Below are 21,564 nucleotides of genomic sequence, written 5' to 3' on the forward strand. Positions count from 1 at the left end.
CGCCGGAGCCGGGGCGGCGGGAGCGGCCGGAGCCGGAGCGGCGGCCGGGGCGGCCGGGGCCGGGGCGGCGGGGGCGGCCGGAGCGGCACCCGCGGCACCGATGACGGCGAGCTTGGCGCCGACCTCGGCGGTCTCGTCCTCACCGACGACGATCTCCAGGAGAACGCCGGAGGCGGGGGCCGGGATCTCGGTGTCGACCTTGTCCGTCGACACCTCCAGCAGCGGCTCGTCGGCCTCGACGGTCTCGCCGACCGACTTCAGCCAGCGGGTGACGGTGCCCTCGGTGACGGACTCGCCGAGCGCGGGCAGGACGACGTCCGTGCCCTCGGCGGAACCGCCGCCGGCGGCGGCCTCCGCGGTCGGGGCCGGGGCCGGCTCCTGGACCTCGGTGGACGGGGCGGCCTGCGGCGCCGGGGCGGCCGGGGCCTCGGCGGCCGGAGCCGGAGCGGCCTCGGCCGCGGGGGCCGGGGCGGCGGCCGGGGCGCCGGAGCCGTCGTCGATGATGGCGAGCTCGGCGCCGACCTCGACGGTCTCGTCCTCGGCGACCTTGATGGAGGCGAGGATGCCGGAGGCGGGGGCCGGGATCTCGGTGTCGACCTTGTCGGTCGAGACCTCGAGCAGCGGCTCGTCAGCCTCGACGCGCTCGCCCTCGGCCTTGAGCCAGCGGGTGACGGTGCCCTCGGTGACGCTCTCGCCGAGCGCCGGCAGGGTTACGGAAACCGACATGGTTTCAGTTGCTCCTAACGAATTGCGGAAGTTGGTCGTCGCGCCCTGTGATGACGTGAGCGTCAGTCGTGGGAGTGCAGAGGCTTGCCGGCCAGGGCCAGGTGGGCCTCGCCGAGCGCCTCGTTCTGCGTCGGGTGGGCGTGGATGAGCTGCGCGACCTCGGCCGGCAGCGCCTCCCAGTTGTAGATCAGCTGCGCTTCGCCGACCTGCTCGCCCATGCGGTCACCGACCATGTGGACGCCGACCACGGCACCGTCCTTGACCTGGACGAGCTTGATCTCGCCCGCGGTCTTCAGGATCTTGCTCTTGCCGTTGCCCGCGAGGTTGTACTTGAGGGCGACGACCTTGTCCGCGCCGTAGATCTCCTTGGCCTTGGCCTCGGTGATGCCGACGGAGGCGACCTCGGGGTGGCAGTACGTCACCCGGGGCACGCCGTCGTAGTCGATCGGGACGGTCTTCAGACCGGCCAGCCGCTCCGCGACGAGGATGCCCTCGGCGAAGCCGACGTGCGCGAGCTGGAGCGTCGGGACCAGGTCGCCGACCGCGGAGATCGTGGGCACGTTGGTCCGCATGTACTCGTCCACCAGGACGTAGCCGCGGTCCATCGCGATGCCCTGCTCCTCGTAGCCGAGGCCGGCCGAGACCGGGCCGCGGCCGATGGCGACGAGCAGCACCTCGGCCTCGAAGGTCTTGCCGTCGGCGAGGGTGACCTTCACGCCGTTCTCGGTGTACTCGGCGCTCTGGAAGAAGGTGCCGAGGTTGAACTTGATGCCCCGCTTGCGGAAGGCGCGCTCCAGGAGCTTCGAGCTGTTCTCGTCCTCGACCGGCACGAGGTGCTTCATGCCCTCGATCACCGTCACGTCGGTGCCGAAGGACTTCCACGCGGAGGCGAACTCGACGCCGATCACACCGCCGCCGAGGATGATGGCGGACTCCGGCACACGGTCCAGGGTGAGGGCGTGGTCCGAGGTGATGATGCGGTTGCCGTCGATCTCCAGGCCGGGCAGGGACTTCGGCACGGAACCGGTGGCGAGGAGGACGTGGCGGCCCTCGACCCGGCGCCCGTCGACGTCGACGGAGGTCGGGGAGGACAGACGGCCGGTGCCCTCGATGTAGGTGACCTTGCGGGAGGCGACGAGACCCTGCAGACCCTTGTAGAGGCCCGAGATCACGTCGTCCTTGTACTTGTGCACGGCCTTGATGTCGATGCCCTCGAAGGAGGCCCTGACACCGAACTGCTCCGCCTCGCGGGCCTGGTCGGCGACCTCGCCGGCGTGGAGCAGGGCCTTCGTCGGGATGCAGCCGTTGTGCAGGCAGGTGCCGCCGAGCTTGTTCTTCTCGATCAGTGCGACGTCCAGGCCCAGCTGCGCTCCGCGCAGCGCCGCGGCGTAACCGCCGCTACCGCCGCCGAGGATCACTAGGTCGAAAACGGTGCTGGCGTCGTTCGCCACGTCACGTCCTCCATGCATGTGCGCTCGTCGCCGGTCGTCGATGACCAGGCGGCGGCTCCGGTGTCCGGCCGCATTATTTCGGCCCTGTGGTGGGGGCCCTGTCCTGCCGAGAACCCATCTTCGCACTTGTTGACGGACAGCGGGACGCGGGGCCGGTGGATGAGACCGGGCGATCGTCCGTACGGGCGCCCACCAGGGCGTACGAAGATACGGATTTCGTCGCGGGCGAACAGCCGCCCGGCGGGCCCGGGCCGCCCCGGGCACGGGGAAGGCCCCGGAGCCGGGGGCGTCCGGGGCCTTCCGTCGCGGCGGCGGTCCGTCAGAGCTCGCCGGCCGCCGTCAGCTCGGCGAGGCGCACCAGGGTGCGGACCGAGGAGCCGGTGCCGCCCTTGGGGGTGTAGCCGTACGGGGCGCCCTCGTGGAAGGCCGGGCCCGCGATGTCCAGGTGGGCCCAGGTGATGCCCTCGCCCACGAACTCCTGCAGGAAGAGACCGGCGACCAGGCCGCCGCCCATCCGCTCGCCCATGTTCGCGATGTCGGCGGTGGGGGAGTCCATGCCCTTGCGCAGGTCGGCCGGGAGCGGCATCGGCCAGGACTGCTCGCCGACCTCCTCCGCGACCTCGTGCAGCGCGGTGCGGAAGTCGTCGTCGTTGGCCATCACGCCGAAGGTGCGGGCGCCCAGCGCCAGCATCATCGCGCCGGTCAGCGTCGCCACGTCGACGATCGCGTCCGGGTGCTCCTCGGAGGCGCGGGTCAGCGCGTCGGCGAGGACGAGCCGGCCCTCGGCGTCGGTGTTCAGGACCTCGACGGTCTTGCCGCTGTACATGCGCAGCACGTCACCCGGGCGGGTGGCGGAGCCGGACGGCATGTTCTCGGCGAGGGCGAGCCACGCCGTGACGTTGACCTCCAGGCCCAGGCGGGCCGCGGAGACGACGGCGGCGAGGACGGCGGCGGCGCCGGCCATGTCGCACTTCATGGTCTCGTTGTGGCCGGCCGGCTTCAGGGAGATGCCGCCCGAGTCGTAGGTGATGCCCTTGCCGACGAAGGCCAGCGACTTCTCCGCCTTCGGGTGGGTGTACGCGACCTTGACCAGGCGCGGCGGGTTCACCGAGCCGGAGCCGACGCCGAGGATGCCGCCGTAGCCGCCCTTGGCCAGCGCCTTCTCGTCGAGGACCTGGACCTTGAGGCCGTGCTCCTTGCCGAGGGCCTGGGCGACGGCGGCGAAGCCGGCCGGGTTCAGCTCGTTCGGCGGGGTGTTGACGAGGTCGCGGGCGCGGTTGATCTCCTCGGCCACGGCCAGGGCGCGGTCCGCGGCGGCCTTGTGGGCCTTGTCGCGCGGCTTGGCGCCGAGCAGCGCCACCTCGGCGAGCGGCTTCTTCGCGTCCTTCGGCTGCTCCTTGAAGGCGTCGAAGGAGTACGCGCCCAGCAGCGCGCCCTCGGCGATCGCGCCGGCGCCCTCGGGGGACTCGACCGGCAGCGCGAACGCGGCCTTCTTCGAGCCGGTGAGGAGACGGGCGGCGGTGCCGGCGGCGCGGCGCAGGGTCTCGGAGTCGTACTCCTCGCCGTCCTCGGGGGCGGAGCCGAGGCCGACGGCGAGCACGACGGGGGCCTTCAGGCCGGCGGGCGCGGGCAGCTTGGTGGCCTCACCCTCGGCACCCGAGGCGCCCAGGGTCTCCAGGACGGCGGCGAGCCGGCCGTCGAACGCCTTGTCGACGGCCTCCGCGCCCGGGGCGACGACCAGCGTCTTCCCGGCCTTCGCGACGCCGACGACGAGGGCGTCGGCACGCAGCGTCGCCGCTCCGGCAGTGCTGAGAGTGAGAGCAGTCACGGTGGTGAATTCTCGCTTCCATTGAGTTCTGTGGCGGTCGAGGGATGGGCCGACCGAGCCCGCCGCATCGTATTTCGGCCCGATGAGCGCCGAGAACGAGCCTACGCTCGCTCGCCCGGTTCGCTCACGGCGGCGTCGATTCACTCATCCGGGGTGTCTCTTTCATGTTTGTCCTTCCGGCTCCCGGGCCGGAGCGACACTCGCCTCATTCACGCGAGGGCGGCACCCGCGCCCTCGCTTCATCTCCACAGGTCCTCCCGCGTCCGGGGACCTGCCGAGGGGGGACACCACACCATGCACGCGAACAGATCCCGCATGCCCGCGACCGCGCCGAGGAAGGCCGGAAACAGCGGGGCGCCGCGCCGCGCCGGCCGCACCGCCGGGGCGCTCGCCGCCGCCGCGCTCCTCGCCTGCGTGGTGCCGTCCGCCCAGGCCGTGGCGGCCCCGGAGCCGCGGATCGACCTCACCGTGCTGGTCGTCGACGACGGCGGCACCGCGATCGAGGCGATCACCGCCGAACTGAAGGGCTCCGGCGTCCCGTACCGCGTCCTCGACCTGAACGACCCGAACCGGCCCGTCCTCACCCCCGCCTTCCTCAGCGAACCCTCCGACAGCGCGACCGGCCGCCCCCGCGCCCGGTACCAGGGCGTCGTCCTGCCGCACGAGACGGCCTTCGGCCCCGACTCCGCCGAGCACGCCGCGCTCCAGGCGTACGAGCGCGCCTTCGGCATCCCGCAGGTCGACGCCTACACCTGGTCCCACCCCGGCGTCGGCCTCGACTACACCAGCGACGGCGGCTGGTCCGGCGTCCTCGACGGGGTCACCGCCGGCGTCACCCCGGCCGGCGCCGCCGGCCCCTTCGGCTACCTCGCCGGCAGCCTGACCTTCGAGGACAACGACCCGGCGGTCTCCGAGAGCTACGGCTACGCGGGCCGCCCCCGGGCCGGCTACACCAGCTACGTCGACATCCCCGTCGACGGGGCGGGCGGCGGCCGGGCCAGCCTGGTCGGCGAGTACGCCGCCGACGGGCGCCGCGAACTCGTCGTCACCTTCGCCTACAACCAGCACCAGCGGCAGTTCCGCGCCCTCTCCCGCGGCATCGTCGAATGGCTCACCCAGGGCGTCCACCTCGGCCGCTCCCGCAACTACCTCTCCGTCCACGTCGACGACGTCTTCGCGCCCGACGCCCGCTGGGACACCGTCCGCGACTGCACCCCCGGCGACCTCGACTGCGCCGGCGGCGACCCGGAGGCGGTGAACCCCATCCGGATGACCGCCGCCGACGCCACGTACGCCGCCGCCTGGCAGAAGGCGTCCGGTTTCACCCTCGACATGGTCTACAACGGCGGCCAGGGCGAGCAGTGGAAGGCCGCGCACGGCGGCAGCGACCCGCTCGCCGCCCGGCTGATCGCCGACCGCGCCCAGTACCGCTGGATCAACCACACCTACACCCACCCCTACCTCGGCTGCGTCCAGGACAACACCACCGTGCCCTGGCGGTGCGCCACCGACGCCTCCGGCAACACCCTCTGGGTCGGCCGCGCGGAACTCTCCGCCCAGATCCGGAACAACCTCGACTGGGCCGCCCGCAAGGGCATCTCCGTCGACCGCTCCGAACTCGTCACCGGCGAGCACTCCGGCCTCAGAACCCTGCCCCAGCAGCCCGCCGACAACCCCCACCTCGCCGGCGCCCTCGCCGACAACGGCGTGAAGTGGACGGCCAGCGACAACTCCCGCGAGCCCCGCCAGCGGGCCGTCGGCGCCGCGAAGACCGTGCCCCGGCACCCGATGAACGTCTACTACAACGTCGGCACCGCCGCCGAGATGACCGACGAGTACAACTGGATCTACACCTCCCGCGCCGACGGCGGCAGCGGCGTCTGCGAGGCGGACCCCGCCTCGACCTGCCTGCCCGCCCCGCTCGACCCGGCCACCGGCTTCGCGGAGCACATCGTCCCGCAGGAGGCCCGCACCGCCCTCGGCCACGTCGTCGCCAACGACCCGCGCCCGCACTACGTCCACCAGTCGAACCTGGCGGAGGAGCGCCTGCTCTACCCCGTCCTCGACCGGATCCTCGCCGACTACCGGGCGCTCTTCGCCGCCGACACCCCGCTGGTGAACCCCAGTCAGAAGGAGGTCGGCGTCGAGCTGACCCGCCGCGACGCCTGGGACGCCGCCCTCGCCGCCGGCCGGGTCACCGCGTACCGCGTCGGCACCACCGTCACCGTCAAGGCGCCCGCCGGCGTGCAGATCCCCGTCACCGTCCCCGAGGGCACCCGCAAGCGCCTCGTCCTCGGCAGCACCGCCTTCGGCACCCCGTACGCCGGCAGCCGCTCCGCCTGGACCGCGCCCGAACCGCTCCAGACCGCCGTCACGCTCCAGCTCCCGACCGCCTGACCAGCACGCTCTGGGGGACACGCACATGCCGAGCAGTGGCCGTCACGTCACCATGCTCACCGAGGGGACCTATCCGCACGTCCACGGCGGCGTCAGCACCTGGTGCGACCAGCTCGTCCGGGGCATGCCCGAGGTCACCTTCGAGATTCTCGCCCTCACCGGCAGCGGGCGCGAACCCGTCACCTGGGAGCTGCCGCCCAACGTCACCCGGCACACCGCGTTCCCGCTCTGGGGCCACCCCCGGGGGCCGGCCGCGCCCCGCGCGCGCCGGCCCCCGCGCGGGCGCGACCGCCGCCGCTTCCTCGCCGCGTACGAGCGCTTCCTGCTCGCGCTCCTCGACCCGGACGCCGGCCACGACCTCGCCGGCGGCCTCTACGAACTGGCCGCGCTCGCCCGCGACGGCCGGCTCACCCCGGCCCTCCGCTCCGAGCAGGCCCTGCGCACCCTCATGTGGATCTGGACCATGCCCCATCTGCCCACCCGGGCCGCCGGACCCACCGTCCACGACGCCCTCACCGCCACCGACCTGCTGGAACACGCCCTGCGGCCGCTCGGCGCCCGGATAGCCGACGGCAGCGTGGCGCACGCCGTCTCCAGCGGCCTCGCCACCCTGCCCGCGCTCGCCGCGCAGCACTTCGAAGGGGCGCCCTTCCTGCTCACCGAACACGGCATCTACCTCCGCGAGCGCTACCTCGGCTACCGCACCGAGACCCAGCGCTGGCCCGTGAAGGCCCTCATGCTCGGCTTCTATCGCGAGCTCACCTCCCTCGGCTACCGCCAGGCCGACCTCATCACCCCGTGCAACCAGTACAACCGGCGCTGGGAGGAGCGCGGCGGCGCCCCCGCCGACCGCATCCGCACCGTCTACAACGGCGTCGACCCCGCCCTCTTCCCCGAGGCCGGACCCGAACCCGAGACCCCGACGCTCAGCTGGTGCGGCCGGGTCGACCCCATCAAGGACCTGGAGACCCTGATCCGGGCGTACGCCATCTCCCGCGCCGAACTCCCCGAGCTGCGGCTCCGGCTCTTCGGCCCGGTCCCGGCCGGGAACGAGGACTACCGCACCCGCCTGGAGAAGCTCGCCGCCGAACTCGGCGTCACCGACGGCGTCTCCTTCGAGGGCCGGGTCTCCGACGTGCCGTCCGCCTACGCCGCCGGCAGCGTGGTGATGCTCTCCTCCATCAGCGAGGGCTTCCCCTTCTCCCTCATCGAGGCCATGTCCTGCGGCCGGGCCACCGTCTCCACCGACGTCGGAGGGGTACGGGAGGCGGTCGGCGACACCGGCATCGTCGTCCCGCCCCGCGAACCGGCCGTCATGGCCGCCGCCGTCTCCGCCCTGCTGCGCGACGGCGCCCGCCGCGCCGAACTCGGCCGGCGGGCCCGGCAGCGGGTCATCGACGAGTTCACCCTCCACCGCTCGGTCGACGGCTTCCGCCGCATCTACCGCGAACTCGCCGCGCCCCGCACCGCTCCGCCCGCCCCGGCGCCGCCGCTGCGCGTCAGCATCCCGTCCCCGCGCCGTTCCGCGCCCCGCGTCCCGGAAGGCACCCCGGCATGAGCGGCTCCCTCTGGCTGAAGCCCCCGACCACCACCCCGCCGCCCCTGCCGGCCGTCCCCGGCCCGCGCACACCCGACCCCGGCCCCGGAGGGGCGGCGCACGGCGTCGCCGCCGACCCCCTCGACGAACTCGCCCTGCGGCTTGACGAGTTCGCCGCCGCGGCCGTCCACCCCGACGAGATAGCCGCCCTGCTCGAATCCGACGGCATGACCGACGACCACATCCGCCTCACCTACGGGCGGAACGATTCCTTCGCGCTCGCCGAAGACCTGTACGCGCGCGTCCGCGGGCGCCGGCCGGCCCCGCCCCCCACCGCCCCCGCCGCCCCCGGCCCGGCCGAACGCCTCGGCGGCTGCCTGCTGCGCGGCCTCGTCTTCGCCCTCCCCGGCCTCGCCTACGTCCTCGCCGGACCCCTGCTCGCCGGACCCCCGGGGCGGTACGGGCTCCCCGCCGGCACCGTCCCGCTGCTCGCCGGCGCCGTCACCGGCTGGGTCTGGAACCAGGCCCTCTCCCACCGCGCCCACACCTGGCTCGGTCTCGGCGACCGGCCCGCCGCCGCCCGCGCCCTGCTCACCGGCGCCCCGGCCGGCGCGCTCGCCGGCACCGCCGTCGCCCTCCTCACCGCCCGCGACGGCGAACTCCCCGCCGCCGTCTTCGCCGCCGGGCAGTCCCTCTACCTGGCCGCCGCCACCGTCCTCCTCGTCCTCGGCCGCGAACGGGCCCTGCTCCTCGCCCTGCTGCCGCTGCTCGGCGCCCTCCCTGCCCTCCGCTGGGACCTGCCCGACCCGCTGCGCGCCGCCCTGCCCGCCCTCTCCCTCGCCGCCGCCTGCCTGATCGCCGCCCGGACACTGCGCCCCGGCACCGCGCGGGGCGCCGCCGGACGGGGCGGACCGCCGCTCGCGGCCTCCGTCCCGTACGGCCTTTTCGGGCTCGGCAGCGGCGTCCTGGTGCTGCACGCGGGGCTCGGCGACTCCCTCGCCGCCGGCACCGGCGCGGTCATCGCGCTCACCCTCTCCATGGGGCCCGCCGAATGGCTGCTGCACCGCTTCCGCGGCGGCAGCCTCGCCCGGCTGCGGACCCTCACCACCGCCCGCGCCTTCCGCCGCGCGGTCACCGGTACGCTCGTCCTCTGCCTCGGCGGCTACCTCACCGCGCTGCTCGCCCTCACCCTCACCGCGACCCTGCTCTGGCCCGGCACCCCCTGGCCCGGCCCGGACCGGCTGCTCGCCCTGCTGCTCATCGGCGCGGTGCTCTGGCTGGGACTGCTGCTCCAGGCGTTCGGCGAGGTCCTCGGCGCGGCGGCCGTCTGCCTGCTGGCCGCCGCCGCGCAGACCCTCGACCCGGCGGCCGGCCCGCTCGCCGCCGGGGGAGCGGCGGCCGTGCTGGCCGTCCTCAGCCACGTCCTGCTGGTCCGACCGACCGCCCACCGCCCCTGAAGAACCGGGAAGCACCGCACGTGAAACGTTCCCTCCTGGTGCCGTTCTACGAGCACCCCACCGACCGCCCCGAGGGCTGGGCGGCCCTGGTCGCGGCCGCCCCGGCGCTGCACGGCGTCGTCCTCAACCCGGCGAACGGCGCCGGCGAGGCCCCCGACCCGGCCTTCGCCGACGCCGCCGCCCGGCTGCGCGCCGCCGGGGTGCGGGTCCTCGGCTACGCGGACACCGCCTACGGCCGCCGCCCGCACGCCCGGGTCGTCGCCGACCTGCTCCGCCATCGCGACTGGTACGGCGCCGACGGCGCCTTCCTCGACCAGGTGGCGACCGGCCCGGAGGCGCTGCCGCACTACCGGCGGCTGGCCGTCGCCGCCCGCGCCGCCGGGGCCGCCACCCTCGTCCTCAACCACGGCACCCACCCCGACGAGGGGTACGCCGAACTGGCCGACCTCCTCGTCACCTTCGAGGGCCCCTGGGACACCTACCGCACCCTCGACCTGCCGGCCGCCCCGCACCACTGCCACCTGGTCTACGCGGCCCCGCCCGGCTTCCGCCCCGCGACCGAGGTGCACTGCGCGGTCCCCGGCACCGGCGCCCACCCGTGGGGCACCCTGCCGCACGACCTGCCGGAGCCCGCCCGATGAGACGGCGGACACCAGTCCTCCTCCTCGCCGGGCTGCTGCTCCTGCTCACGGCCTGCACCGGCGGCCCGGCCCAGGACCCGGAGCCCGGTCCCGGCCGCTGGCGGCCGGCGGTGGGCCTGGCGTGGCAGTGGCAGCTCAGCGGGCGGCTCGACCCGACGGTCGACGTGCCCGTGTACGACATCGACGGCTTCGACCACCCGGCCGCCACCGTCGCCGACCTGCACCGGCGCGGCCGGAAGGTGATCTGCTACCTGTCGACGGGCGCCTGGGAGGACTTCCGCCCCGACGCCGGCCGCTTCCCGGTGTCCGTCCTCGGGAAGGGCAACGGCTGGGACGGCGAGCGCTGGCTCGACATCCGCCGCACCGACGTCCTGGAACCGCTGATGGCCGCGCGGATCGACATGTGCGCGGAGAAGGGCTTCGACGCGGTGGAGCCCGACAACATGGACGGCTACCGCAACCGCACCGGCTTCCCCCTCACCGCCGCCGACCAGCTCCGCTACAACCGGCTGATCGCCCGCCTCGCCCACGACCGCGGTCTCGCCGTCGGCCTCAAGAACGACCTCGACCAGATTCCGCAGCTCGTCGGCGACTTCGACTTCGCGGTCAACGAGCAGTGCGCCCAGTACGACGAGTGCCACCTGCTGGACCCGTTCGTCGCCGCCGGCAAGCCCGTCTTCCACGCCGAGTACGAGGTGCCCACGGCCGCGTTCTGCCCCGCGGCCCGCGAGCGGGGCCTCAGCTCGATGCGCAAGCGGTACGCGCTCGACGCCTGGCGCCAGGGCTGCTGAGCGGCCGTCAGCCCAGCGTCAGCGCCGCCAGCGTCACCGTCACCGCCGTCTCCTCGACCGCGCCGAAGACGTCGCCGGTCACCCCGCCGAAGCGGCGGACGCAGCGGCGCAGCAGCAGGGCGGCGGCGGCCAGTCCCGCGCCGGACGCGAGGACGGCGCGGACCGCGTCGGCGGGGGAGAGCAGCAGGCCCGCGCCGGCCGCCGCGGCGAGGACGGCGGCGGTGGCGAGCGCGGCGGCGCGGACCGGCACGGTGGCGGCCACGACCGCGCCCAGGCCCTCGGGCCGGGCGGCCGGGACGCCGTGCCGGGAGGCGTGGGTGAGGGCGAGGCGGGCGACGACGGCGGCCAGCACGACGCAGAGGGCGCCGCGCGCCCAGCCGTCCGCGTACAGCTGGTACACGGCCGCGACCTGCGCGAGCAGGGCGAGGACCAGGGTGATGACGCCGAACGGGCCGATGTCGGACCGCTTCATGATCCGCAGGGCCTCGTCGGCCGGCTTGGCGCTGCCGAGGCCGTCGGCGGTGTCGGCGAGGCCGTCGAGGTGGAGGCCGCGGGTGAGCACGGCGGGCACGGCGACGGTGGCGACGGCGGCGAGCAGCGGCCCGGAGCCGAGCGGCAGGAGCACCCCGCCGGCCGCGGCGGCGACGAGACCGACGGCGAGACCGGCGGCCGGGGCGCACAGCATGCCGGCCCGCGCCGCGTCCCGGTCCCAGCGGGTGACGCGGGCGGGGAACACGGTGAGGGTGCCGAAGGCGAAACGCAGGCCGTCCATCCGGGCAGGGTAGTCGCCGGGACCGGACGGTAGATTGCCGGTATCCGTACGTATCCGTACCTCTCGGGCATAGCGGAACGGGGTGGCATGGGTCACTGGTTCTCCCGCAACATCCTGGAGCCGGGGAAGCTCCCCCTGCTCCTGGCGCTGACCTCGTTCGTGCTCACCTTCCTGCTCACGCGCACGGTCACCCGGCTCATCCGGGCCGGTAAGGGCCCGTTCCGGAACGTCTCCTCCGGCGGGCTGCACATCCACCACGTCGTGCCCGGGGTGGTCCTCTCCGTGCTCGGCGGCTTCGGCGCGGTCGCCAGCGGACGGCACGGCTTCGGCGCCGCCGCCTTCGCCGTCGTCTTCGGGATCGGCGCCGGCCTCGTCCTGGACGAGTTCGCGCTCATCCTCCACCTGGACGACGTGTACTGGTCGGAGGAGGGCCGCAAGAGCGTCGAGGCCGTCGTCCTCACCGCGGCGCTCGTGCTGCTGCCGCTCAGCGGCTTCTCGCCGCTCGGCGTGGACGACGTCACGGAGGAGGAGCGGCAGGACCGGGTGGGTTTCCTCCTCACCCTGCTGCTGAACTTCCTCCTCGTCCTGGTCGCCCTGGTCAAGGGCAAGCTGCGGATGGCGCTGATCGGGGTCTTCGTGCCGTTCGTCGCGATCGTCGGCGCCGTCCGGCTGGCCCGCCCCGGCTCCTGGTGGTGGCGGCGCCTCTACGGCCGCCGCCACCGCGCCCGCGCGCGCGGCACGGTTCGCGCCTACCGGCACGACAAGCGGTGGACCCGGGTGCGGCGGCGGGTTCAGGACCTGATCGGCGGCTTCCAGGAGCGGGTCCCGGGCCGCGGCTCCACCCCGTCCTGACCGCGCTCCCGCCACTTCAGCAGGCCCATCAGCACCAGCACCCCCGCGATGGCCGCCAGGTGCTCCTTGCCGGCGAGGTTCGGCTTCACGATCACCTCGACCACCATCGCCACGACGACCGCCGCCCCCGTCCAGTACGCCCGCTGCCGCCAGCACACGTACACCGCGAGACCCACCACCGCCGCCGACGGCCCGGTGTCCACCACCTGCGCGTCGGACGCCGGAAGGCCGAGGGGCGTGCCGGGGCCGAGCGCGATGCCCACGCGCGCGTACAGCGTCCCGCACAGCGTCGCCAGATACGCGATCCCGAGCGTCCGCCACCGCCCCAGGCACAGCTCGGCGATCCCGAAGACCAGCAGCACCTGGGCGAGCGCGCCCCACACCGGCAGGTCGAGCGCGGGGACGAAGAGCGACAGCGGCGTGCGCAGCAGGGACAGCCCCAGCGGGTCCTCGGCCCGTACGGCGCCGAGCGCCTGCACGGGCGCGTACCCCCACTCCTGGTTCTGGACGAACTGGAACAGCGAGGTGAGGCAGACCGCCGTGAGCGTCAGCGGCACCGCCCGCCACCACGGCCGCGCCGTCAGCTCCCGGCGCACGGTGCCGGCCAACGGCCCCCACTCGCGCCGCGCGAACCGGCGCACCGCCCCGCTCACCGGCCGCTCTCCAGATGTCTGCGGTGCATCCACTTCGGCAGCCCGGGGGCCTCCAGGAAGCCCTCGGCGCGGGCCGCGGCGATGCCGATGCGCGGCAGGTCGGCGCTCTTCTCGAAGAGCATGAAGCGCGGCTCCCAGATCGGTCGGTACTTGGCGTTGGCGCGGTACAGCGACTCGATCTGCCACCAGCGGGAGAAGAAGCTGAGCAGCGAGCGCCACATCCTCAGCACCGGTCCGGCACCGAGCTTCGAGCCGCGTTCGAAGACGGACCGGAACATCGCGAAGTTCAGCGAGACCTGAGTGATCCCGATCTCCTTCGCCCGCTGGAGGAGTTCGATCACCATGAACTCCATCAGCCCGTTCTCGGAGTCGCGGTCCCGCCGCATCAGGTCGAGCGACAGCCCCTTCGGCCCCCACGGCACGAAGGACAGCAGCGCCCGCAGCTCACCGGTCCCGTCGGTGCACTCCAGCATCACGCACTGCCCGTCGCGCGGGTCCGCCAGCCGCCCGAGCGCCATCGAGAAACCGCGCTCGGTGGCCCCGTCCCGCCAGTCGTCCGCCTTCCGCAGCAGCTCGGCCATCTCACCGGCCGGGATGTCCTCGTGGCGCCGGATCCGCACCTCGTACCCGGCCCGTTTGACCCGGTTGAACGCCTGCCGGACCGTCCGCATCGCCCGCCCGTCGAGCGTGAACTCGTCGGTCTCCACGATCGCCTCGTCGCCCAGCTCCAGGGCGTCCAGACCGTGCCGGGCGTAGATCACCCCGGCCTCCTCGCTCGCGCCCATGACCGCCGGGATCCAGCCGTGCTCCCGCGCCTCCGCCAGCCACGGCTCGATCGCCCCCGGCCACGCCTCGGGGTCGCCGATCGGGTCGCCGGAGGCGAGCGACACCCCGCCCACCACCCGGTAGGCGACGGCGGCCTTCTCGCTCGGCGACCACACCACGCTCTTCTCCCGGCGCAGCGCGAAGTAGCCGAGCGAGTCCCGGTCCCCGTGCTTGTCGAGCAGCGCCCGCAGCCGCTCCTCGTCCTCCTCGGTCAGCGGGTCCACCGCCCGGCGGGAGCGGAAGGCGGCGAAGAGCACCGCGCAGAGCAGCAGCGTCGACATCACGTTGATGACCACGTCGACCCAGCCCGGCGTGGCGATCGCCGGGAACCGCGCGTCGTCGGCGGCCAGCGTGACCAGCCGCATCACGCCGTACCGCCACCGCTCCAGGAAGGTGGCGTGGCCCGGCGCCGTGTTGGTGGCGGTCACCAGGAGGGCGGCGAGCAGCGAGGTGACCAGCAGCCCGCCGGCCGCGACCACCGCCGCGAGCAGCGGGTTGGAGCGGTCGCCCTTCGCGTAGAACTCCCGGCGGCCGAGCAGCAGGGCGGTGAAGAAGGCGGCGGTCAGCGCCAGCGACACCCAGTTCTGGGCGTGCTCCCGGATCTCCGGGAAGAGCATCACCAGCGCGAACAGCAGCAGGAAGAGGCCGCTCAGCACGGTGTTGAGGATCCAGGCGGCCCGCTTCCGGCGGCGCATGGTGACCGCCAGGAAGAGGGTGAAGACGCCGGAGGCGAAGCCGGCCGTGAGCATGTACGGCGTGAAGAAGTCGTCCTCGTTGTGGCGCCGCAGGTCCTGCCCGAAGGAGACCCACACGGCGCTCAGGAGGTTGATGAACGTGACGGCGCGCAGATACCAGACGGCGAACGCGGCGCTCCGCCGCGAGCGGTCGGTGCCCCGGGGCGTGGTTCCTTCGGCGGACAAGCGGACCTCTCCCATGAAAAGCGATCATATGGGGCGTCTCGTCCCGTCCGGCGACGCCAGAGGCGGCCACCCGCGCGTCGCGGGCGGCCGCCTCCGGGCCTCACCGATGGAGTGTGTCTCCCCCTCAGACCGTCCCGGCCGGGACGGCCGCGTCCGGAGTGGTCGGCTCCGGCCGCTCGGGCAGCTCGGCGGCGAGTGCCGCCGCGGCCCGGACGAGGGGAAGCGCGAGCAGGGCCCCGGTTCCCTCACCCACCAGGACGCCCTGATCGAGCAGCGGGTTGAGCGCCATCCGGTCCAGCGCCTTCGCCTGCGCCGGCTCCCCGGACACCTGACCCGCCAGCCACCAGTCCGGCGCCCGGAACGCCGCCCGCTGCGCCACCAGCCCGCAGGCCGCGCCCACCACCCCGTCCAGGATCACCGGCATCCGCCGCACCGCCGCCTGCAGCAGGAACCCGGTCATGGCCGCCAGGTCCGCCCCGCCGACCGCCCCGAGCAGCGCCAGCTGGTCGCCGAGGACCGGCCGCGCCCGCCGCAGCGCGTCCCGGATCGCCGCGCACTTGCGCATCCACGCCAGGTCGTCGATGCCCGCGCCGCCGCGCCCGGTCACCACCGAGGCGTCCGTCCCGCACAGCGCCGCGATCAGCGTCGACGCCGGCGTCGTCCCGCCCACGCTCAGATCGCCGAGCACCACCACGTCGGTGCCCGAGTCGGCCTCCTCGTCGGCGACCGCCATCCCGAGCCGCACCGCCGCCTCGGTCTCTTCCGGCGTCAGCGCGTCCTCGACGTCGATCCGGCCGCTGCCGCGCCGCACCCGGTGCCGGGTCACCGCCTCCGGCAGCAGCTCCGGATCGCAGTCCAGACCCGCGTCCACCACCCGCACCGGCACGTCCATCGACCGGGCCAGCACCGCCAGCGGGCTCACCCCGTCCAGCAGCTCCCGCACCAGGACGTGCGCGGTGCCGGCCGGGCGGCCCGACACGTCCGCGGCGGCCACGCCGTGGTCACCGGCGAACACCACCACCTTCGGGTTCTCGATCGCCCGCACCCGCACCGCCGACTGGGCGGCGGACAGCCACTCGCCCAGCTCGTCGAGGCGGCCGAGGGCGCCCGGGCGCACGGCGAGCCGCTCCCTGCGCTCCTCGGCGTCACGCCGGACCCCGCCGTCGGGGCGCTCGATCAGATCGGAGAAGTCGTCCAGGTTCAGGGGCTGCGCGGGCTGCAGAGGGTCCATCGGGGTTCCGCCTTGTGACATCAGCGAGGTTCGGCACGGCACGGGCCATCGGGCTCAGCACCCTACCCGCGCAGCACCAGCGCCTGTCCGGCGACCACGAGCACCACCTGCTCGCACTCGTCCGCGAAGGCCGCGTTGAGCCGCCCCAGCTCGTCCCGGAACCGCCGCCCCGCCGCCGTCGCCGGCACCACGCCCGACCCGACCTCGTTGGTCACCGCCACCACCGTCCTGCGGGTCGCCCGCACCGCCGCCACCAGCTCCGCCGTCCGCTCCCGCAGCGCCGCCCGCCCGCCGTCCGCCCAGCCGGCGTCGTCCCAGGCGCCCACCCGGTCCATGGCGTCGGTCAGCCACAGCGACAGGCAGTCGATCAGCAGCGCCGGACCGTCGTCCTCGCCGAGCAGCGGCACCAGGTCGGTCGTCTCCGCGGTACGCCAGGAGCCCGGCCGCCGCTCCCGGTGCAGGGCCACCCGGTCCGCCCACTCGGCGTCGCCGTCCCGGGTCCCGCCGGTCGCCACGTACAGCACCTCCGGGAAGGTCTCCAGCCGCCGCTCGGCCTCCACCGACTTCCCCGACCGGGCCCCGCCGGTCACCAGCGTCCGCCGCGGCACCTCCGGCAGCTCGTGGTACTCGCCCAGGTACAGCACCGTGCCGTCCGGCACCGCCCGCGCCCCGGCCGCGGCCAGCCGCCGGTCCAGCTCGTCCCCGGCCGGCGCGTCGTGGTCCAGGTGCACGGCGACCACCTCCGTGGCCGGCCCCACCGCCCCGGCCGCCCGCAGCCGCGCCAGCGCGTCCGGGCGGCCCGTCACGTCCAGGGCCACCAGGTCGTACGGCTCCCGCTGGTGGTCCGGCAGCCCGGCCGGCGCCCCGCCGCGCGGCAGGTACAGCAGCCGCTGCCCGTCGGCCGACACCACCTCGTACCCGGTCCCGGGGGAGTCCATCGGCACCGCCCGCACCCGGTGCCCGCTGATCAGCGTCAGCTCCCGCCCGTCCGGCACCCGCCCCGCCGTCGGCAGCCCGGCCGGGAGCTCCACCGGGGGCCCGTCGTGCGGGTGCGACAGGAGCACCTGCCGCACCCCCACCAGCGAACGCCCCGCGCGGGCCGCGGCGAGCGCCGCCCCCGGGGTCAGGTCGAGCAGCAGGGCCCCGTCCACCAGCAGCGAGGTGGCGGCACGCGCGCGCGTGCCGCGGGAGCGCGCGCACACCGCGCAGGGGCAGTCGGGGCGGGGCAGGCCCAGCGGGGAGCCGGTGCCGAGCAGAGTCAGTTCCACGCACTGATCCTCCCGCGCCCCCGCGCGCGGTGCGCGCCCGGCTACTCTGCGGGCAGGAAACCGATCATCCGGTGAGCCCCAGGAGGCGGACATGGCATGGACGTGGCGGTTCGAGAAGTCCGACGGCACCGAGGTCGCCCCGGTGGTGACCCCGGAGGAGTTCAGCACCCAGGGCGACGCCGAGAGCTGGCTCGGTGAGCACTGGCGCGACCTGCTCGCGGGCGGCGCGGACCAGGTGACCCTCTCCGAGGACTCCACCACGGTCTACGGCCCGATGCCGCTGGACGCCGAGGGCGCCTGACGGCCCGGCGGGAGGGGCGGGACCCATCGGGCCCGCCCCTCCCGCCCGTACCGCGGATCACATCTCGCCGAGGGTGACCTCCGCCTTGCGGGTCTCGCCGTCCCGCACGTACGTGACGGCCACCCGGTCGCCCGGCCTGCGGTCCGCCAGGGACTCCGCGAGCGAGGTGATCGTCGTGATGTCGTCGTCCGCGAGCCGGGTGATCACGTCGCCCGCCCGCAGCCCCGCGTCCGCCGCCGCGCCGCCCGCCTCGGCCTCCACGACGGCCACGCCGGCCGGCTCGTAGGAGTCGCCCAGGACCGTGCGCCCGGTGATGTCGAGGGCGGCCCGCCCCGAGTCGGTGACCTTCCCGTCCCGGATGATCTGGTCGGCGACCGTCCGCACCATCGAGGCGGGGATCGCGAAGCCGATGCCGGGCGCGGCGCCGCCGCCCATCGCCGGGTCGGACGCGGCGAGCGTCGGGATGCCGATGACCTGGCCGTCCAGGTCGACCAGCGCGCCCCCGCTGTTGCCGGGGTTGATCGCGGCCGACGTCTGCACCATGTTGCCGATGGTGGCGCCGGTGCCGCCGCCCGTGCGCCCCTCGCTGACCGTGCGGCCGGTGGCCGAGACGATGCCCTGGGTGACGCTGCCGGACAGGCCCAGCGGCGACCCCATGGCCAGCACGATCTGCCCCATCTCGACCGCCGCCGAGTCGCCGAACCGGGCCGGCTTCAGCCCCTCGGGCACCGTCTCCAGCCGGATCACCGCCAGGTCCTGCTCCGGGTAGGCGGCCACCAGCCGGGCCCCGACGGGCTCCCCGCCGGTGGCGGCGGTGACCCGGAAGGCCCGCTCGTCGCCGACCACGTGCGCGTTGGTGACGATGTGCCCCTTGTCGTCGTACACCACTCCGGAGCCGAGGCTGTCCGCCGCGTCGATCTGCACGACCGACGGCAGGACGTCCTTGATCACGGCCTGGTAGTCGTCCTGGAGGTCGTTGGCGGCGCGCGGCGCCGCGGCCTGCGCGGTGGTCCGCTCGGGCGCGGAGGCCGTCCGGGGCTCCGCGGAGCAGCCGGCGGTCAGCGCGGCGGCGCAGACCCCGGCGGCGAGGGACAGGGCGGTGCGCCGGCGGACACGGGAGAACGGCGGGTGCGGGGGGCGCTGACGGGTGCGGGAGACATCCATGTCCGGAGTATCCGTTCCGCACCGTTCGCCCGTCCCGGTGGACGCCGCCGAACAGGCGTACACCGCGCCGGACCGGGCAGGGGTACGGTCCGGGAGCAGGCGGTACGCGAAAGGGCCGGCGCGCCGTGTCGGCGCACCGGCCCCGGGCCGTGCGGCGGAGCCCTCAGCCCCGCACCCCGCACAGGTGCAGCAGCGCCGCCACCCGCCGGTACGGATCCGTCCGGCCCGCCCGCTCCTCGGCGGCCAGCAGCCGCTCCAGCTCCTCGGCGGCCGGCAGGCCCGCGTCCAGCGGGACGCCGTCCGTGAAGACCCGCACCCCGTACCAGGCGTGCAGCGGCGCCGCGATCCCCGCGAGCGTCGCCGTCAGCGCCTCCAGCCGGTCGGCCCGCACCTTCACGCCGTCGTCGTCCTGGTAGACGTCCGTGTCGAAGCCGGCCAGCGCGCCCGCCCAGTCCCCGGCGAGCCCCGGCCGCATGGCGAGGGCGTCGGCGTTCCGTACCACCAGGGAGAGCAGGCCGCCGGGGGCCAGCATCCGGGCCAGGCCGGCGAGCAGCGCGTCCGGCTCGTCGGCGTACATCAGCACGCCGTGGCACAGCACCACGTCGAAGCTGCCCGGCAGGAAGTGGACGCCGGTCTCGCGCCCGTCGCCCTCGATCAGCCGGACCCGCTCGCGGATCCCGGCCGGCTCGGTCGCCAGCGACTCCCGGGCCGTCTTCAGCAGCTCGGGATCGGCCTCCAGGCCCGTGACCGTGTGGCCGGCCCGGGCCAGCCGCAGCGCCTGCGTGCCGGCCCCCATGCCCGCGTCGAGGATCCTCAGCCGCTGCCCCACCGGGTAGCGGGCGGTTATCTGCTCGTCGAGCTGCCGGGCGACGATCTCCTGCCGGATGGTGTCCCGCAGCCCGCCGTGACCGGCGGGCCAGTGGGCGACGGCGGGCAGCACGGAACCGCCCGTCCCCGGGGCGTCCACCCCGAAGGTGTGCCCGCCGGCGGCCGAGCCGTCCGCGCTCAGGGCCGCTCTCCGCGCTTGACCTGCGGCTTCGGGAGCCGCAGTCGGCGCATCTGGAGCGTGCGCATCAGGCCGTACGCGACCGCGCCGCGCTTGGGCGTGTCCGGGAAGCGCTCGTTGAGCTGCTTCCGCAGACGGAACCAGATGCCGATGGAGTCGATGATGATCAGCACGATCACGCCGAGCCAGAGCAGCAGCGAGATGTTCTGGAGCGACCGGTTCGCGTTGCCGAACAGCGAGAGCACCAGGATGACCACGGCCATCGGCAGGAAGAACTCGGCGATCGCGAACCGCGAGTCGACGAAGTCGCGCACGAAACGGCGCACCGGACCCTTGTCACGGGCCGGCAGATAACGCTCGTCACCGCTGTTCAGCGCCTCGCGCTGACGCGTCAGGTCGGCCCGCCGCGCCTCACGGGCGCGCTTGGCGGCCTCCTTGCGGTCGACGGGGACGGACTGCGCACGACGACGCTGCGACTGGGCCTCACTCCGCTTCGGGGTCGGGCGGCCCTTGGGGGCCTCGGGGTCGCGGGGCTGCTTGGAGAGGTCCGCCGTCACCTTCTCGGTGGGGGCCTTCTCTTCCTTCGAACGGCTACGGAACACAAAACCCAAGGGTACGGGGTGGGAGGCATGGAACCCCAGTCCGGGAGGGAACGATCCGCTCACAGCCGGCGTCGTAGCCGGTGACGCACACGAGGACGCACCGGGGTCCGGCACCGGATCCGGGGGGAACGAGCAGGGGCGGGCGGGTCGCCGCCAGGGGTCTCCCGGAGATCCGTCTACTCCTCCCGCCGGATGAGGGACCGCCCGCAGTCGTCCTTGGGGAGGAGCGCATCGGGCTCCGAACAGTGCGGTAATGGAGGCAGGGACCGTAGTGTGGATCCTGACGAAGAGCTGGTGCCAAGTCCGTCAGAAGGGGGCGCGCGAAGCCCATGAGCGGTGTCATGAAGCGTATGGGGATGATCTTCCGCGCGAAGGCGAACAAAGCCCTTGACCGGGCCGAGGACCCGCGCGAGACCCTCGATTACTCCTACCAGAAGCAGCTGGAGCTGCTGCAGAAGGTCCGCCGGGGCGTCGCCGACGTCGCGACCTCCCGCAAGCGGCTCGAACTCCAGCTGAACCAGCTGCAGGGCCAGTCCGCCAAGCTGGAGGACCAGGGCCGCAAGGCGCTGGCGCTCGGCCGCGAGGACCTCGCCCGCGAGGCGCTGTCCCGCAGGGCCGCGCTCCAGCAGCAGGTCAGCGACCTGGAGGTGCAGCACCAGACCCTGCAGGGCGAGGAGGAGAAGCTGACGCTCGCCGCGCAGCGGCTCCAGGCCAAGGTCGACGCCTTCCGCACCAAGAAGGAGACCATCAAGGCCACGTACACGGCCGCCCAGGCCCAGACCCGGATCGCCGAGTCCTTCTCCGGCATCTCCGAGGAGATGAGCGACGTCGGCCTCGCCATTCAGCGGGCCGAGGACAAGACCGCCCAGCTCCAGGCCCGGGCCGGCGCCATCGACGAACTCCTCGCCTCCGGCGCGCTCGACGACCAGTCGGGCCTCGCCAAGGACGACATCCAGGCCGAGCTGGACCGCCTCTCCGGCGGCACCGACGTCGAGCTGGAGCTCCAGCGGATGAAGGCCGAACTGGCCGGCGGACCCTCCGCGCAGCAGCAGGCCATCGAGGGCGGTGCGGCGGGCGGCCACCAGCAGCACCAGCAGCAGTCCCACCCCCGCTTCGACAAGCAGTAGAGGCAAGGACGGCGT

19 protein-coding genes are annotated in these 21,564 nt (G+C 74.5%); 8 read left to right on the plus strand and 11 right to left on the minus strand.

Going from position 1 to position 21,564, the window contains the following annotated elements:
- The 3 genes from ACFVQZ_RS16190 to ACFVQZ_RS16200 form a co-directional block, all read right to left on the minus strand.
- A partial coding sequence (locus ACFVQZ_RS16190) for a biotin/lipoyl-containing protein (RefSeq protein WP_383622995.1) occupies window positions 1-726 on the minus strand: 726 nt, incomplete at its 3' end.
- Window positions 727-788: 62 nt separating this feature from the next.
- The gene (gene lpdA / locus ACFVQZ_RS16195) at window positions 789-2,177 is read right to left on the minus strand and encodes a dihydrolipoyl dehydrogenase (RefSeq protein ID WP_030496788.1); all 1,389 of its coding nucleotides are present in this window, start codon (window positions 2,175-2,177) and stop codon (window positions 789-791) included.
- A 319-nt stretch (window positions 2,178-2,496) separates the two neighbouring features.
- On the minus strand, window positions 2,497-4,005 hold the full coding sequence (locus tag ACFVQZ_RS16200) for a leucyl aminopeptidase (protein WP_030496789.1): 1,509 nt from the start codon (window positions 4,003-4,005) through the stop codon (window positions 2,497-2,499).
- A 294-nt stretch (window positions 4,006-4,299) separates the two neighbouring features.
- Between ACFVQZ_RS16200 and ACFVQZ_RS16205 the strand changes: the two genes are divergently transcribed.
- The 5 genes from ACFVQZ_RS16205 to ACFVQZ_RS16225 are packed head-to-tail and all read left to right on the plus strand — an operon-like array spanning window position 4,300 to window position 10,828.
- On the plus strand, window positions 4,300-6,402 hold the full coding sequence (locus ACFVQZ_RS16205; RefSeq protein WP_383622999.1) for a hypothetical protein: 2,103 nt from the start codon (window positions 4,300-4,302) through the stop codon (window positions 6,400-6,402).
- A gap of 25 nt (window positions 6,403-6,427) precedes the next feature.
- Window positions 6,428-7,960 (plus strand): GT4 family glycosyltransferase PelF, encoded by a 1,533-nt coding sequence (pelF, locus tag ACFVQZ_RS16210; RefSeq protein ID WP_030496791.1) that lies wholly within the window; start codon window positions 6,428-6,430, stop codon window positions 7,958-7,960.
- Window positions 7,957-9,396, plus strand: coding sequence for a hypothetical protein (locus tag ACFVQZ_RS16215; RefSeq protein WP_383623003.1), 1,440 nt, complete (start codon window positions 7,957-7,959; stop codon window positions 9,394-9,396). Before pelF ends, ACFVQZ_RS16215 begins: the two co-directional genes overlap by 4 nt.
- A 20-nt stretch (window positions 9,397-9,416) precedes the next feature.
- Window positions 9,417-10,037: a spherulation-specific family 4 protein gene (locus ACFVQZ_RS16220; RefSeq protein WP_030496793.1), complete on the plus strand. Its 621-nt coding sequence runs from the start codon at window positions 9,417-9,419 to the stop codon at window positions 10,035-10,037.
- Complete coding sequence (locus ACFVQZ_RS16225; RefSeq protein WP_383623007.1) at window positions 10,034-10,828, plus strand: endo alpha-1,4 polygalactosaminidase; 795 nt, start codon at window positions 10,034-10,036, stop codon at window positions 10,826-10,828. The genes ACFVQZ_RS16220 and ACFVQZ_RS16225 overlap by 4 nt, the downstream gene beginning before the upstream one ends.
- A gap of 7 nt (window positions 10,829-10,835) precedes the next feature.
- Here ACFVQZ_RS16225 and ACFVQZ_RS16230 read toward each other — a convergent pair whose 3' ends face one another.
- On the minus strand, window positions 10,836-11,600 hold the full coding sequence (locus ACFVQZ_RS16230) for an adenosylcobinamide-GDP ribazoletransferase (RefSeq protein WP_383623010.1): 765 nt from the start codon (window positions 11,598-11,600) through the stop codon (window positions 10,836-10,838).
- A gap of 87 nt (window positions 11,601-11,687) precedes the next feature.
- On the opposite strand from ACFVQZ_RS16230, the gene ACFVQZ_RS16235 reads away from it, so the two are divergent.
- Entirely contained in the window at window positions 11,688-12,452 is a 765-nt protein-coding gene (locus ACFVQZ_RS16235; protein WP_030496796.1) for a hypothetical protein, read from the plus strand.
- Here ACFVQZ_RS16235 and ACFVQZ_RS16240 read toward each other — a convergent pair.
- From ACFVQZ_RS16240 to ACFVQZ_RS16255, 4 genes are all read right to left on the minus strand, one after another.
- Window positions 12,392-13,105 carry a hypothetical protein gene (locus ACFVQZ_RS16240; protein ID WP_383623013.1) on the minus strand — a complete coding sequence of 238 codons (714 nt, stop codon included), beginning with the start codon at window positions 13,103-13,105 and terminating at the stop codon, window positions 12,392-12,394. The genes ACFVQZ_RS16235 and ACFVQZ_RS16240 overlap by 61 nt on opposite strands.
- Window positions 13,102-14,865 (minus strand): phosphatidylglycerol lysyltransferase domain-containing protein, encoded by a 1,764-nt coding sequence (locus ACFVQZ_RS16245; protein ID WP_383623016.1) that lies wholly within the window; start codon window positions 14,863-14,865, stop codon window positions 13,102-13,104. Before ACFVQZ_RS16245 ends, ACFVQZ_RS16240 begins: the two co-directional genes overlap by 4 nt.
- 109 nt (window positions 14,866-14,974) lie before the next feature.
- On the minus strand, window positions 14,975-16,054 hold the full coding sequence (cobT, locus tag ACFVQZ_RS16250) for a nicotinate-nucleotide--dimethylbenzimidazole phosphoribosyltransferase (RefSeq protein WP_383623395.1): 1,080 nt from the start codon (window positions 16,052-16,054) through the stop codon (window positions 14,975-14,977).
- An 89-nt stretch (window positions 16,055-16,143) separates the two neighbouring features.
- Window positions 16,144-17,349 carry a bifunctional adenosylcobinamide kinase/adenosylcobinamide-phosphate guanylyltransferase gene (locus tag ACFVQZ_RS16255; RefSeq protein WP_030496800.1) on the minus strand — a complete coding sequence of 402 codons (1,206 nt, stop codon included), beginning with the start codon at window positions 17,347-17,349 and terminating at the stop codon, window positions 16,144-16,146.
- A gap of 91 nt (window positions 17,350-17,440) precedes the next feature.
- On the opposite strand from ACFVQZ_RS16255, the gene ACFVQZ_RS16260 reads away from it, so the two are divergent.
- On the plus strand, window positions 17,441-17,650 hold the full coding sequence (locus ACFVQZ_RS16260; RefSeq protein WP_030496801.1) for a hypothetical protein: 210 nt from the start codon (window positions 17,441-17,443) through the stop codon (window positions 17,648-17,650).
- A 57-nt stretch (window positions 17,651-17,707) separates the two neighbouring features.
- On the opposite strand, the gene ACFVQZ_RS16265 is transcribed toward ACFVQZ_RS16260, so the two are convergent.
- From ACFVQZ_RS16265 to ACFVQZ_RS16275, 3 genes are all read right to left on the minus strand, one after another.
- Window positions 17,708-18,814, minus strand: a complete 1,107-nt coding sequence (locus ACFVQZ_RS16265) for a S1C family serine protease (protein ID WP_383623020.1) — start codon at window positions 18,812-18,814, stop codon at window positions 17,708-17,710.
- Between the two features lie 163 nt (window positions 18,815-18,977).
- Window positions 18,978-19,754 carry a methyltransferase domain-containing protein gene (locus ACFVQZ_RS16270; RefSeq protein WP_383623398.1) on the minus strand — a complete coding sequence of 259 codons (777 nt, stop codon included), beginning with the start codon at window positions 19,752-19,754 and terminating at the stop codon, window positions 18,978-18,980.
- 65 nt (window positions 19,755-19,819) lie between these two features.
- A complete protein-coding gene (locus ACFVQZ_RS16275; protein ID WP_383623023.1) occupies window positions 19,820-20,422 on the minus strand; it encodes a DUF3043 domain-containing protein in 603 nt (200 codons plus the stop codon).
- Window positions 20,423-20,751: 329 nt separating this feature from the next.
- Here ACFVQZ_RS16275 and ACFVQZ_RS16280 point away from each other — a divergent pair, with 329 nt between their 5' ends.
- Window positions 20,752-21,549 carry a PspA/IM30 family protein gene (locus tag ACFVQZ_RS16280; RefSeq protein ID WP_030496805.1) on the plus strand — a complete coding sequence of 266 codons (798 nt, stop codon included), beginning with the start codon at window positions 20,752-20,754 and terminating at the stop codon, window positions 21,547-21,549.
- Window positions 21,550-21,564: the final 15 nt, after the last annotated feature.

It is taken from the genome of Streptomyces sp. NPDC057854 (genome assembly GCF_042797055.1).
Lineage (GTDB): Bacteria > Actinomycetota > Actinomycetes > Streptomycetales > Streptomycetaceae > Streptomyces.

Excerpts from the sequence above, each read along its gene's own strand:
- ACFVQZ_RS16205 (WP_383622999.1), top strand. The coding sequence starts at position 4,300 with ATGCACGCGAACAGATCCCGCATGCCCGCGACCGCGCCGAGGAAGGCC.
- ACFVQZ_RS16280 (WP_030496805.1), top strand. The coding sequence starts at position 20,752 with ATGAGCGGTGTCATGAAGCGTATGGGGATGATCTTCCGCGCGAAGGCG.
- ACFVQZ_RS16260 (WP_030496801.1), top strand. The coding sequence starts at position 17,441 with ATGGCATGGACGTGGCGGTTCGAGAAGTCCGACGGCACCGAGGTCGCC.
- ACFVQZ_RS16245 (WP_383623016.1), bottom strand. The coding sequence starts at position 14,865 with ATGGGAGAGGTCCGCTTGTCCGCCGAAGGAACCACGCCCCGGGGCACC.
- pelF (WP_030496791.1), top strand. The coding sequence starts at position 6,428 with ATGCCGAGCAGTGGCCGTCACGTCACCATGCTCACCGAGGGGACCTAT.
- ACFVQZ_RS16235 (WP_030496796.1), top strand. The coding sequence starts at position 11,688 with ATGGGTCACTGGTTCTCCCGCAACATCCTGGAGCCGGGGAAGCTCCCC.
- ACFVQZ_RS16265 (WP_383623020.1), bottom strand. The coding sequence starts at position 18,814 with ATGGATGTCTCCCGCACCCGTCAGCGCCCCCCGCACCCGCCGTTCTCC.
- ACFVQZ_RS16230 (WP_383623010.1), bottom strand. The coding sequence starts at position 11,600 with ATGGACGGCCTGCGTTTCGCCTTCGGCACCCTCACCGTGTTCCCCGCC.
- ACFVQZ_RS16215 (WP_383623003.1), top strand. The coding sequence starts at position 7,957 with ATGAGCGGCTCCCTCTGGCTGAAGCCCCCGACCACCACCCCGCCGCCC.
- ACFVQZ_RS16225 (WP_383623007.1), top strand. The coding sequence starts at position 10,034 with ATGAGACGGCGGACACCAGTCCTCCTCCTCGCCGGGCTGCTGCTCCTG.